This window comes from Thauera sp. ZXT1-4, from assembly GCF_052598215.2.
The window spans coordinates 22,099-34,091 of record NZ_JBQWSN020000029.1 but is presented as its reverse complement, the minus strand read 5'-3'; the positions used below and the strand labels follow the sequence as shown (position 1 = coordinate 34,091).

14 protein-coding genes are annotated in these 11,993 nt (G+C 65.6%); 11 read left to right on the top strand and 3 right to left on the bottom strand.

Going from position 1 to position 11,993, the window contains the following annotated elements; translation table 11 throughout:
* The coding region (locus ACUH78_RS16275) for an aminotransferase class III-fold pyridoxal phosphate-dependent enzyme (RefSeq protein WP_445334012.1) at window positions 1–586 on the bottom strand (586 nt) is incomplete at its 3' end.
* Between the two features lie 302 nt (window positions 587–888).
* Here ACUH78_RS16275 and ACUH78_RS16270 point away from each other — a divergent pair.
* Window positions 889–1,179, top strand: coding sequence for a DUF3579 domain-containing protein (locus ACUH78_RS16270; RefSeq protein ID WP_418365041.1), 291 nt, complete (start codon window positions 889–891; stop codon window positions 1,177–1,179).
* A gap of 208 nt (window positions 1,180–1,387) precedes the next feature.
* On the opposite strand, the gene rpsT is transcribed toward ACUH78_RS16270, so the two are convergent.
* Entirely contained in the window at window positions 1,388–1,654 is a 267-nt protein-coding gene (gene rpsT / locus ACUH78_RS16265) for a 30S ribosomal protein S20 (RefSeq protein WP_418365042.1), read from the bottom strand.
* Window positions 1,655–1,888: 234 nt separating this feature from the next.
* Here rpsT and murJ point away from each other — a divergent pair, with 234 nt between their 5' ends.
* Window positions 1,889–3,427 carry a murein biosynthesis integral membrane protein MurJ gene (gene murJ / locus ACUH78_RS16260; RefSeq protein ID WP_445334011.1) on the top strand — a complete coding sequence of 513 codons (1,539 nt, stop codon included), beginning with the start codon at window positions 1,889–1,891 and terminating at the stop codon, window positions 3,425–3,427.
* Between the two features lie 40 nt (window positions 3,428–3,467).
* Here the strand turns inward: murJ and ACUH78_RS16255 are convergent, their stop codons facing one another.
* Window positions 3,468–4,394, bottom strand: a complete 927-nt coding sequence (locus tag ACUH78_RS16255) for a LysR family transcriptional regulator (protein ID WP_418365044.1) — start codon at window positions 4,392–4,394, stop codon at window positions 3,468–3,470.
* Between the two features lie 121 nt (window positions 4,395–4,515).
* On the opposite strand from ACUH78_RS16255, the gene ACUH78_RS16250 reads away from it, so the two are divergent.
* From ACUH78_RS16250 to cpaB, 9 genes are all read left to right on the top strand, one after another.
* On the top strand, window positions 4,516–5,292 hold the full coding sequence (locus ACUH78_RS16250; protein ID WP_435751018.1) for a ferredoxin--NADP reductase: 777 nt from the start codon (window positions 4,516–4,518) through the stop codon (window positions 5,290–5,292).
* A gap of 88 nt (window positions 5,293–5,380) precedes the next feature.
* Window positions 5,381–5,863 carry a glutathione peroxidase gene (locus tag ACUH78_RS16245; RefSeq protein ID WP_445334010.1) on the top strand — a complete coding sequence of 161 codons (483 nt, stop codon included), beginning with the start codon at window positions 5,381–5,383 and terminating at the stop codon, window positions 5,861–5,863.
* Window positions 5,864–5,898: 35 nt separating this feature from the next.
* The gene (ettA, locus tag ACUH78_RS16240) at window positions 5,899–7,563 is read left to right on the top strand and encodes an energy-dependent translational throttle protein EttA (protein WP_445334009.1); all 1,665 of its coding nucleotides are present in this window, start codon (window positions 5,899–5,901) and stop codon (window positions 7,561–7,563) included.
* Between the two features lie 191 nt (window positions 7,564–7,754).
* Window positions 7,755–8,048 carry a hypothetical protein gene (locus ACUH78_RS16235; protein ID WP_418365048.1) on the top strand — a complete coding sequence of 98 codons (294 nt, stop codon included), beginning with the start codon at window positions 7,755–7,757 and terminating at the stop codon, window positions 8,046–8,048.
* Window positions 8,049–8,072: 24 nt separating this feature from the next.
* Window positions 8,073–9,446: a pilus assembly protein TadG-related protein gene (locus ACUH78_RS16230; protein ID WP_445334008.1), complete on the top strand. Its 1,374-nt coding sequence runs from the start codon at window positions 8,073–8,075 to the stop codon at window positions 9,444–9,446.
* 89 nt (window positions 9,447–9,535) lie between these two features.
* Entirely contained in the window at window positions 9,536–10,219 is a 684-nt protein-coding gene (locus tag ACUH78_RS16225) for a hypothetical protein (RefSeq protein WP_445334007.1), read from the top strand.
* On the top strand, window positions 10,216–10,923 hold the full coding sequence (locus ACUH78_RS16220) for a hypothetical protein (protein WP_445334006.1): 708 nt from the start codon (window positions 10,216–10,218) through the stop codon (window positions 10,921–10,923). The genes ACUH78_RS16225 and ACUH78_RS16220 overlap by 4 nt, the downstream gene beginning before the upstream one ends.
* A complete protein-coding gene (locus ACUH78_RS16215) occupies window positions 10,920–11,102 on the top strand; it encodes a hypothetical protein (RefSeq protein WP_445334005.1) in 183 nt (60 codons plus the stop codon). Before ACUH78_RS16220 ends, ACUH78_RS16215 begins: the two co-directional genes overlap by 4 nt.
* Window positions 11,099–11,950, top strand: a complete 852-nt coding sequence (gene cpaB / locus ACUH78_RS16210; protein WP_418365053.1) for a Flp pilus assembly protein CpaB — start codon at window positions 11,099–11,101, stop codon at window positions 11,948–11,950. Before ACUH78_RS16215 ends, cpaB begins: the two co-directional genes overlap by 4 nt.
* Window positions 11,951–11,993: the final 43 nt, after the last annotated feature.

Genomic DNA, 11,993 nt, shown 5'->3' with positions numbered 1-11,993 from the left:
AGGTTTCGTCGGCCACGTTGACGCCGCCTTCGCCCTGAATCATTTCGAGCATCACCGCGACCACCGCGTGGTTGTGCTCGGCGATCTTGCGGATGGCCTCGATATCCTTGTACGGCACGCGGATGAAGCCCTGCACGAGCGGCTCGAAGCCGGCCTGGGCCTTGCGGTTGCCGGTTGCCGACAGCGTGGCGAGGGTACGACCGTGGAAGGCGCTCTCCATCACGATGACGTGCGGTACCTCGACGCCCTTGTTGTGGCCGTACATGCGCGCGAGCTTGATCGCAGCCTCGTTGGCTTCGCAGCCGGAGTTGCAGAAGAAGACCTCGTCCATGCCAGAGGCTTCGGCGATGCGGTCGGAGAGCGCGTCCTGCAGGGGAATGCCGTACAGGTTGGAGGTGTGCAGCACGCGCGCGGCCTGATCGGCGATGGCCTTGACCAGGCGCGGGTGGTTGTGCCCGAGGGTGCTGACTGCGATGCCGGAGAGGGCATCGAGATAGCGCTTGCCAGTTTCGTCGTAGAGCCACACCCCGTCGCCATGCGTGAAGGCAACCGGCAGGCGTGCGTAGGTGTTCATGACGTGGGACATGTTGGAAACCTCGATCGAAACGAAGCCAAAAACGCACACGGCGGCAGGCGCCGCCGTGCTGGGACAAGGGCAGGATGTTAAGCCAAAAATGTCAGGGCTGTACATAAGCGCGGCCCGGGCGCCCCGCGCCGGCGCCCTGCCCACCCCCGCGCGGTGACCGCCCCCCCTGAGGGCGGTCGCGACCGCTTCCACATTGCGCAGGCAGGCGCCGCCATATGGATTTCTGCTAGAATTCGCGGCGTTTTGAGTCCGGCATCCAAGAACCGGAACAGAACACCCCCCGAAGTCGAAAAGGCATCAACATGAGCCAGAAGATCGAGAACTTCATCATTATCGGGGTCACGAGGGAGGGGAAGAAGTTTCGCCCAAGCGATTGGGCCGACCGCCTGTGCGGCGTCATGTCGGCCTTCGGGGCGGACCACCGCATGAAGTACTCCCCCTACGTGCGACCCGGCGTTGCCATCAAGGGACACAACACCGTCCTGGTGGACGCCCGCCTCTACGACATCGAACCCTTGGCGTACAAGTTCATGGTGAACTTCGCCAACGACAACAACCTCGAGATCGACTGGAAGGGCGACACGCCGCTCTGAGCGCCCACCGAGGTGTTCCCCGCGGTTTTCACCCATGGGCGCAACGGACTGCGGAAGCGGGCTTGCTCGTGAACATCGCGAGATCCAGCGCCACTTTCTCGGGCGAGCCCGCTCCCGCGGAAACGCAGCCAGCGGTGCAGACAATAAAAAAGCGACCCGCAGGTCGCTTTTTTATTGTGGCGCCGAGGCGCCGGAGCATGCAGCAAGATCAGGCAGCCATGCCCTTGACGGCGGCCGACAGGCGGCTCTTGTGGCGAGCGGCCTTGTTCTTGTGGATGATCTTCTTGTCGGCGATGCTGTCGATGGTGCTCATCGAGGTGCGAAAGACCGACTGAGCCGCCGCCTTGTCGCCACCCACGATGGCCTTGCGCACGGCCTTGATCGCGGTACGCAGGCGGGAACGCAGGCTGGCGTTGTGGGCGCGGGCCTTGGTCGCCTGACGGGCGCGCTTGCGAGCTTGTGCCGAGTTGGCCATAAGTGTGAATTCCGTATTGGTGGTTCTGTAAAGTCCGCGATTATATTTTCCGCGCAGGATGGATGCAAGACTTGGAGCGCAAATATTTCTCGCCGGCGAAGGGGTACGCGTCCATCCGCGGGCGAGGCAGCCAATGAATGCGTCTTACCGTCACGCCCCCGGGCCGCTATGATGCGCGCTTTCCGATGAATGCGCGTCCGCCAACGCCCCCCTCCGCCCGGCCTCGCCCTCCGCATGAACCTCCTGCGCGCACTCGCCACCGTCAGCGGCATGACCCTGCTGTCCCGCATCCTGGGCTTCGCACGCGACCTCATCATCGCGCGCGCATTCGGTGCCGGCATGGCGACCGACGCCTTCTTCGTCGCCTTCCGGTTGCCCAACCTGCTGCGGCGCATGTTCGCCGAGGGCGCCTTCTCGCAGGCCTTCGTGCCCATCCTGGCCGAGTACAAGAACCGCCTGGGTGAGGACGCCACGCACACGCTGGTCAATCGCGTGGCGACGCTGCTCGGGCTGGTGGTCGCCGTGGTCGCCGCGCTGGGGGCGCTGGCGGCGCCCCTCATCATTTACGTATCGGCGCCGGGGTTCTCGGGCGATCCGGGCAAGTTCGAACTCACCGTCGAGCTCACCCGCATCACCTTCCCGTACATCTTCTTCATGTCGCTGGTGGCGCTGGCGGGCGGTGTGCTCAACACCTGGAGCCGATTCGCAATCCCCGCCTTCACCCCGGTGCTGCTGAACCTGTCCTTCATCGGCATGGCGCTGTTCGCGGTGCCGTACTTCGATCCGCCGGTACTGGCGCTGGCGTGGGCGGTGTTTCTGGGCGGCCTGCTGCAACTTGCGTTGCAGATCCGCCCGCTGATGAAGATCGGCATGCTCCCGCGCTTTGACCTGGACCTCTCCGACCCCGGCGTGCGCCGCGTGATGAAGCTCATGGCGCCGGCCATCCTCGGCGTTTCGGTGAGCCAGATTTCACTACTGATCAACACCATCTTCGCCTCCTTCCTCGAGAGCGGCAGCGTGTCGTGGCTGTATTACGCCGACCGCCTGATGGAGTTCCCGGCAGGGCTGCTCGGCGTGGCGCTGGGGACGATCCTGCTGCCGAGCCTCGCCAAGCTGCACGCCGACGACAAGGCGGATGAATTCTCGTCGCTGCTCGACTGGGGCTTGCGACTGACGCTGCTGCTGACCTTGCCCGCGGCACTCGGCCTTGCGCTGCTGGCGGTGCCACTGGTCGCAACGCTGTTCAACTACGGTGCTTTCTCTGCGGCCGACGTACTGCACACGCGCAGCGCGCTGGTGGCCTACAGCGTGGGGCTGACCGGGCTGATCCTGGTGAAGGTGCTGGCGCCGGGTTTCTACGCGCGCCAGGACATCCGCACGCCGGTGAAGATCGCGATCATCACGCTGATTGCCACCCAGTTGATGAACCTTGCCTTCATCCTTCCGTTGCGCCATGCGGGCCTGGCGCTTTCGATCGGGCTTGCGTCGTGCCTGAACGCCGCACTGCTGTACCGCGGGCTGCGCAAGCGGGCGGTCTATGTGCCGCAGGCGGGCTGGGGCGTCTTCACGCTGAAGCTGCTGGTGGCGCTGTGCGTGATGGGCGGGGTGCTGTGGTTCGTGAGCGGGCCGGCGGCGTTGTGGACCGAGATCGGCGGGCTGGAACGCGCAAGCCGGCTGGCGGGCGTGGTGGTCGCGGGCGCCATGGCGTATTTCGCGACCCTGTTCGCGCTGGGATTCCGGCTGCGTGACTTCCGCCGCCGCGGCGCGGCCTGAGCGCCCGGCGTCGCGGGCTTGCCCGCGAAGAATGCGGCCTTCAAGCGACCGGCGGCAGCGGGATCTGGTCGCTGCGCTGCGCGCCCGCGGTGAAGGCGCGGCAGTCTTCCAGGAAGCGCCGCATCGCCGCGCTGTGATACTTGTCGCGGTGCCACACGAAGCTGAAGCGCCGGTGCAGATCCAGCTCGGGCGTCTCGAGCGCCACCAGGCTGCCGCGGCGGAAGGCGTCGCGCAGCGCCAGCCGCGACAGGCAGCCCAGGCCAAGGCCGCTTTCCACCGCGCGCTTCACCGCCTCGGTATGCTCGAGTTCCAGCCGTGGCACGATGCCGCCCGGCCAGTGGCGCAGCGCCGCATCGAAGGTGGCGCGCGTGCCCGACCCATGCTCACGCAGGATCCACGGCTGTGCGGCGATCTCGTCGAAGGCCACCTTGCCACGTCCCGCGAGCGGATGTTCTGGCGCGCAGAACACCACCAGTTCGTCTTCCACCCAAGCCTGCGCCTCGAGCTCGGCGTCGACGATCTGCCCTTCCACCAGTCCAAGATCAATCTCGTGATGAAGCAGCATGCCGGCAATGGTCGCCGTGTTGTGCACCTGCAGGCGCACCCTGCTCTCGGGATGGGCCTGCAGGAAGTTCGACACGATCAGCGGCAGCAGGTAATTGCCGATGGTGAGTGTCGCGCCAACACGCAGACTGCCCAACCCTCGCTCGCCGCGCAGCAGGGCTTCGATTTCGGCTGCGCGGTCAAGCAGTTCCACCGCATGTGGCAGCAGCAGACCGCCCTGATCGTTCAGGCGCAGGCGCTTGCCATGGCGGTCGAACAGCCGCTGATCGAACTGATGCTCCAGCTCGGCCAGCGCCGCACTGGTGGCCGACTGCGACAGGGAAAGCGTCTCGGCCGCGCGCGAGACATTCTCGCTGCGCGCCACCTCGACGAAGACCTGCATCTGGCGAAGCGTGAATCGCATATCTATTTTCCAGGCAAGAGATAGATAAATTATCCACTTGAACGGTAAGCCGCAGTGGACCGAAACTGTGCTCCGTCTCTTTTTGCCACAGCTTCGCCCCATCCCGGCAGGAAACCCGCCCATGAGCAGCCTCGTCACCGAACGCGTCCTCAGCGTCCATCACTGGAACGAATCCCTCTTCAGCTTCCGCACCACGCGCGATCCTGGCCTGCGCTTCGAGAACGGCCAGTTCGTGATGATCGGGCTCGACGTGCACGGCAAGCCGCTGACGCGTGCTTACAGCATTGCCAGTCCCAACTACGAGGAGCACCTGGAATTCTTCAGCATCAAGGTGCCCGACGGCCCGCTGACCTCGCGCCTGCAGCATCTGCGTGAGGGCGACCCGATCATCGTCAGCAAGAAGCCCACCGGCACCTTGGTGCTGCACGACCTGAACCCCGGCAAGCACCTCTACCTGCTCGCCACCGGCACCGGACTGGCCCCCTTCCTGAGCGTGATCCAGGACCCGGAAACCTACGCGCGCTTCGAGAAAGTCGTGCTGGTGCATGGCGTGCGCTTCGTGTCCGAGCTGGCCTACACCGACTTCATCACCCGCGCGCTGCCGCAGAACGAATTCTTCGGCGAGCAGGTGCGCGAACAACTGATCTACTACCCGACCGTGACGCGCGAGCCCTTCCGCAACACCGGTCGCATCACCCACGTCATCGAGTCGGGCAGGCTCTTTGCCGACACCGGCCTGCCGCCGCTCGACCCCGCGCAGGACCGGGTGATGATCTGCGGCAGCCAGGCCATGAACAAGGACTGCTGCGACCTGCTGGATGCGCGCGGTTTCAGCATGTCACCCCGCATCGGCGTGGCGGGCGACTATGTGATCGAGCGCGCCTTCGTGGAGAAGTGATCGCACCGCCCTGAATCGCCCACGAGCAAACTTTTTGCGCATGTGGGGCTCGAACAAATCCTGACCCCTCCCTCAGATGGAGCCCCACATGCCTTCTTCCCTCCACGAAATCGAAGTCGAACGCCTCGCCGGCGGCACCACGAAGCTGGGTGAATACGCAGGCAAGGTTCTGCTGATCGTCAACACCGCCAGCCAGTGCGGCCTCACCCCGCACTACGCCGGCCTGGAGAAGCTCTACGAGACCTACAAGGACCGCGGCCTCGTGGTGCTCGGCTTCCCGTGCAACCAGTTCGGCGCGCAGGAGCCGGGCAGCGCCGAGGAGATCGGCGCCTTCTGCGAGAAGAACTACGGCGTGAGCTTCCCGATGTTCGCCAAGATCGACGTCAATGGCGACGGCGCCCACCCGCTATACAAGCACCTGAAGCAGCACGCGAAGGGCATCCTCGGCACCGAGGCGATCAAGTGGAACTTCACCAAATTCCTCGTCAGCCGCGACGGCCAGCAGATCGAGCGCTACGCGCCAACCACGACGCCAGAGGAACTGGTGAAGGACATCGAGGGGATGCTGTAGACTCCTGCCTTTTCCGACTCGGCAGGACCTCCCCCATGGCCCAATACGTCATGTCGATGCTACGCGTGAGCAAGATCGTTCCGCCCAAGCGTCAGATCATCAAGGACATCTCCCTTTCCTTCTTCCCCGGCGCCAAGATCGGCCTGCTCGGCCTCAACGGCTCGGGCAAGTCCACCGTGCTGCGCATCATGGCCGGCGTGGACAAGGAATACGACGGCGAAGTGCAGTGGCTCGCCGGCCAGCGCATCGGCTACCTGCCGCAGGAGCCCGAGCTCGACCCCGCCAAGACGGTGAAGGAAGAGGTCGAATCGGCGCTCGGCGAGATCATGGAAGCGCGCCAGAGGCTCGAGGAGGTCTACGCCGCCTACGCCGAGCCCGACGCGGACTTCGACAAGCTCGCCGAGGAACAGGCGAAGTACGAGAACATCCTGTCGACGGCCGGCAGCGACGTCGAGACCCAGATGGAGATCGCCGCCGACGCGCTGCGCCTGCCGCCGTGGGACGCCGTCATCGGCAACCTGTCCGGCGGCGAGAAGCGCCGTGTCGCGCTGTGCAAGCTGCTGCTGTCCAAGCCTGACATGCTGCTGCTCGACGAGCCGACCAACCACCTCGACGCCGAATCGGTCGAGTGGCTGGAGCAGTTCCTCACCCGCTTTCCCGGTACCGTTGTGGCCGTCACCCACGACCGCTACTTCCTCGACAACGCTGCCGAGTGGATCCTCGAACTCGACCGCGGCCACGGCATTCCGTGGAAGGGCAACTACTCGTCCTGGCTGGAGCAGAAGGGCGAGCGCCTGGCGCAGGAGGCCAAGCAGGAAGCCGCGCACCAGAAGGCGATGAAGACCGAACTGGAGTGGGCGCGCTCCAACCCCAAGGCGCGCCAGGCCAAGTCCAAGGCCCGTCTGGCCCGCTACGAGGAAATGGCGAGCGTCGAATACCAGCGCCGCAACGAGACGCAGGAGATCTTCATCCCGCCCGGCGAGCGCCTGGGCGACAAGGTCATCGAGTTCCACGGGGTCAGCAAGGCCTTCGGCGACAAGCTGCTGATGGACAACGTCAGCTTCAGCATCCCGCCGGGCGCCATCGTCGGCATCATCGGCCCCAACGGCGCGGGTAAATCGACGCTGTTCAAGATGATCGAGGGCCGCGACACGCCCGACTCCGGCACGGTCGAGATCGGCAGCACGGTCAAGATCGCCGCGGTCGACCAGACCCGCGAGGGCCTGGCCAACGACAAGACGGTGTTCGACGCGATTGCCGACGGCGCCGACGTACTCACCGTGGGCCGCTTCGAGATGCCCAGCCGCGCCTACATCGGCCGCTTCAACTTCAAGGGCGGCGACCAGCAGAAGATCGTCGGCAACCTCTCCGGCGGAGAACGCGGCCGCCTGCACCTGGCCAAGACCCTGATCCAGGGCGGCAACGTGCTGCTGCTGGACGAACCGTCCAACGACCTCGACGTCGAGACCCTGCGCGCGCTCGAAGACGCGCTGCTGGAGTTCGCCGGCTGCGCGCTGGTGATCTCGCACGACCGCTGGTTCCTCGACCGCATCTGCACGCACATCCTGGCAGCCGAAGGCGATTCGCAATGGACCTTCTTCGCCGGCAACTACCAGGAATACGAAGAGGACAAGAAGAAGCGCCTGGGCGAGGAAGGCGCGAAGCCGAAGCGCATCCGCTACAAGCCGATCGCGCGCTGACGCCCCGCCCGTCGCCCCCTCCCCCCCGAAGCCCGCTGCAGTGAACCTGCAGCGGGCTTTTTCCATTTCAGCGCGCACAACACCAACAACGCGATCGCACACCAACCATTCAAACAAACGCCATTTGCATATTGACTATGCATTTTTCATTTGACATCATCATGCATCTTTCATCCACGGACGGCACGATCATGTCAGCACGCGCACCTCGGCTCCCCCTGCACACCCATCGCCGCCAGGCCGAGCGCGGCCAGGGCATGACCGAGTACATCATCATCGTCGCGATGATCGCCGTCGCCGCCATCGCGGTGTATCAGTACTTCGGGCAGACAGTGCGCAACCAGACCGCTGCGATCGCGCAGGAGCTGTCCGGAAAGGACGGCACGGCGGCCAAGAATGCGGCGCAGACCTCCGCAGACCAGGCGAAGACGGTCGGTAACCAGAAACACACGCTCGACACCTACGTTAACCAGGTCGGCAAGTAAGCCGGCGCCATCGTCGACCGGATCGTGAGCCGCGCGGGCATGGGCAGGCATGGCACCGGGCATGCCCGTGCGGTGCGCCTCCAGCAGGGGCAAATTCTGCCGCTCGGCGCGGTTCTGCTTCTCGCCATCGCCGCAACCGCGCTCTTCCTGTTCAACAGCGGTCAGCTCGTGCAAGAAAAGCTACGACTCACCAACACCGCCGACGCAGTCGCGTATAGCGCCGGCGTGTTCGAAGCACGGATGCTCAACTACGACGCTTACACCAACCGCGCCATCATCGCCAACGAGATCGCTATCGGGCAGGCCGTCGGCGTGGCGTCCTGGGCGAAGTACATGGGCACCTCAGCCGGTACGATCGGCCCGTACCTGTACCTCATTCCCGTCGTCGGAACCGCACTCGCCCGGGCCATGGACTACATGGAAAGGATCATGGACATCCTGACGCCAGCCCTGGCGGTCACCGTCGCAAGTCACGATGCAGCGATCCAGGCCCTCGCCCTCTCGCAACAGATCATGCACGGACCGGGCGACGCGCTGGCCGTCTCCGGGCGCCTCGCCCTGATGCGACGCATCGCGCAGGAGAACGATTTGCAGGCCACCGTCGACCCGCTCCCGATCGACGACGACCTCGCCGGCTTCAGCCGCACCTATAACTCGCGCGAGGATCGCCAACGCATGGGCAGGCTGGTACATGACAGCCGCGAGGCCTTTCTCCAGAGCCGGAACTGGAACTTCGGACTTGTCGTGTTGTGCCATGGGATCGAGTTGCGCAAGCGCGGCAGCACCGAACTGATCGACCTCGTCGACGGCTGGAAGTCCATGGATACACTCTCGGCCCACCACTACCGCGTGCGTCGCTGGCGGTGTCGCCGCAGCGAGCAACCAATCGGTTACGGCACCGCCGCTTCCGACGACGGCCTCGTCGACGGCGCCTACAGCTACGCCGGGTCACGCAGCACCAACCCCAGGGCAAGCGAACGCGCTGACGCCTCCGAAGGCAGGGCGCGGGGCTTTGCACCAAGCACGCTCGGTGGCGGCGCCATCCCGAGTTTTCGTGCGTTATCGGCCCGAGCTTTGGCAATGGAAGCGCCCACCACTCGCCTGACCATCCGGGTGACCAAGCCTGCATCGGTTCAGCGCTATTCGGGCGGCGCGAGCAGCATCAAGCCTGCGGGCCGGCTGCAGTTGTTCGACGGCGCGATGTCCGGCGGAGAGAGCGCGGCAATCTCGAGCGTCGAGGTTTTCTTCGAACGTCCCGACGCAGGCAACACCCGACATCCCGGGCGTACCGAGCTCGGCAGTCTCTTCAACCCCTACTGGCAGGCGCGCCTCGCACCGGTATCGGCCGCAGCCCGTGCCCAGGCTCAGCTCCGCCAAGGGGGCATCCAGCTCCCATGAAACGCTTTGCCGAAGGGATACACCCGAGTCCTCGATCCACCTGTCGCATCCGCGGTCAGTCCACCGTCGAGCTCCTCGTACTGTCACTGGTGCTGCTGCCGCTGTTCCTGATCGTGCCGCTTCTGGGCAAACAACTCGACATCGCTCAGGCCGCAGCCAGCGCCAGTCGTTATATCGCTTTCGAAGGCATGGTCCGCCATGGCAGCAGCCTGCAGCCGTGGAAATCCGACGCCCAGTTGGCAGATGAGGTGAGGAGGCGCTTCTTCAGCACGAGCGATGCGCCAGTGAAGACGGACGACCTGGCGGGCGACTTCAGCGCCCATCGCAACCCTTTGTGGACCGACCACCGTGGCGACCCATTGCTGCCCGCATTCGCGGCCAGCATCGGTGCAGTCAGCCAGCGTGCGGCCCTTACGCAACCGGTTGGCGCGGTGTTCGCTTCTGGCATGGGCCTGGACACCGACAACCTGCACGCCGGCACGGTACGGGTCGCCGTCGCGGATGTCGCAGCGCTCGAGCCATTCGATGCGCTTGGGCTGCGGATCCAGCGACATACGACCGTCCTGGTGGACAGCTGGTCCGCATCCGGACCGGAAGGCGTGCGGGCCGTGTTGCGCAGGGATCGGTGGAATCCTGCCGGCCACTTTCCGTTCGGCCCGCTCGACGCGGTCATCTCGCCACTCAGACCGTTCGCAGCGGTGCTTGAAGGTAGCCAGCTACCCGAAATCGGCCGTGTCGACCCAGATGTCGTTCCCGAGGACCGCATCCGATGAGGTTCGCATTCCCCAGCCCAGCGGGCCTCAACGTCACGCTGCGCACACTGGCTTTCAGTCTCCTCTCCGGGCTATCTGCCACGTCCGTGGCCGGTGCATGGCCCGTCCTCGAGCACCCGCAGGATGCGCGTATCGAGCCGATCGGCGATCAGCTGCGCTTGAACGGGACGCCGATGCGCATCTCGCGCGTGCTGACAGCGCTCCCCGTCAGCGCACTCACCACCCACTACCGGAAGGTGCTCGGCAAGCCGCTGGCCGATGCCGAGGCCGGGGGCGCCCAGGTGCTGGCCCAGGGGCGCGGCGACTTCTTCATCACGATTACGATCCAGCCGCAACCCGAAGGGGGTAGCGAGGCACTGGTGGCGGTGGCGGACAGCCAGGCCGGACACCCGGCCCTCGCCCGGCCGATTGGACTGGCACTCCCCGCGAACTCAACGCTGATCTCGGACCTGGAGTCGATCGATGGCGAAACGGCCTCGCGGCAGCTGGTCATCGCAAATGCGCATGGCCTGCGCACCAACCTTGATCATCTCTCGGACAGCCTCGCACAGCGCGGACTGCACCCGGACGGCCCTCCGCTTGCCGGCCGAGAGGCTTCGCTTGTGCAGGCCTTCCGCGGAGCGTCCGGCGAGGCACGCATCGTTCTCGTGCGCCGCGAAGCCACCACCCACGCCGTCCTCACCCTGCTCTCACGACGCCCATGAGCCGCAAGCCTTCATCCGCGGCACAGGGTCAGGCGCTCGCCGAGTACCTCGTCGCGCTACTTGTGCTGACGATGCTGTTCGGCATCGCCGCAGGCGACGACGCGGTGATCGACACCCTGCTCACCGCCGTCCAGACCGCTTTCAGCCGCCTCAGCACCTTCCTCTCCCTGCCGCTATGACTTCAGCCACCACCCCGCCTCGCTCCCGCAAGCACTGGCTCCTGCTGGTGTTCGCACTCGTATTGGGGGCACTCGCCGCCTTCGCCGCCAGCAACTACCTGTCCGAGCGGATGGCAGAGATCGAGGCGCGCGGACGGGACGCCGAGACCCTGCAACTGATCGTTGCAAAGTCCAACCTGCCCGGCGGGGCGCGCATCACCCCCGAAACCGTGGCCGTACGCGAGGTTCCCCGCGCCTGGGCGCACTCAAGCGCGATCACACCCGACCAGTTCAGCCGCGCAGAGGGCGCGGCGCTCGCCCATCCTGCTGCAGCGGGCGAGCCGATCCTGTGGGCCCAGCTCGAAGGGCGCCGTGCGCCGAGCTTCTCGGCCCGGCTGCAGGCCGGGCAGCGCGCGGTAACGGTGCCGGTAGACGAAATCAGCTCACTTTCGGGCATGGTCGAGCCGGGCGACCGCATCGACATCGTGGTCTCGGCGCGCAATGAGACGCGCAACTTCACCTTCACCTTGCTGCAGAACGTTCTTGTGCTCGCCACGGGCAGCCTTGCCGACCCTGGTGTGACAGGCGGAGAGGCCCAGCGCCACAGCTACACGACCATCACCCTCGACACATCACCGGAGGATGCGAAGCGCGTGATCGCCGCACGCGAGATCGGCCGCGTCACCGCCTTGCTGCGCGCGCCGGACGATCTTGCCGCCGTATCCAGCGCGATCACCGACGCCCGCAAGCTGCTCGGTCTCCCGACAGGCGACGGCAACGCCGTGAGCACCGTGCCCGTGATTTATGGCGGCGGCCCGATCACCAACGGCCTGCAAATGAGCGCACGTGCCCAGACACCCCATGACTGACCCCAGCCCAGTTCCCACGAATAAACCACGTCCTGGCACCTCT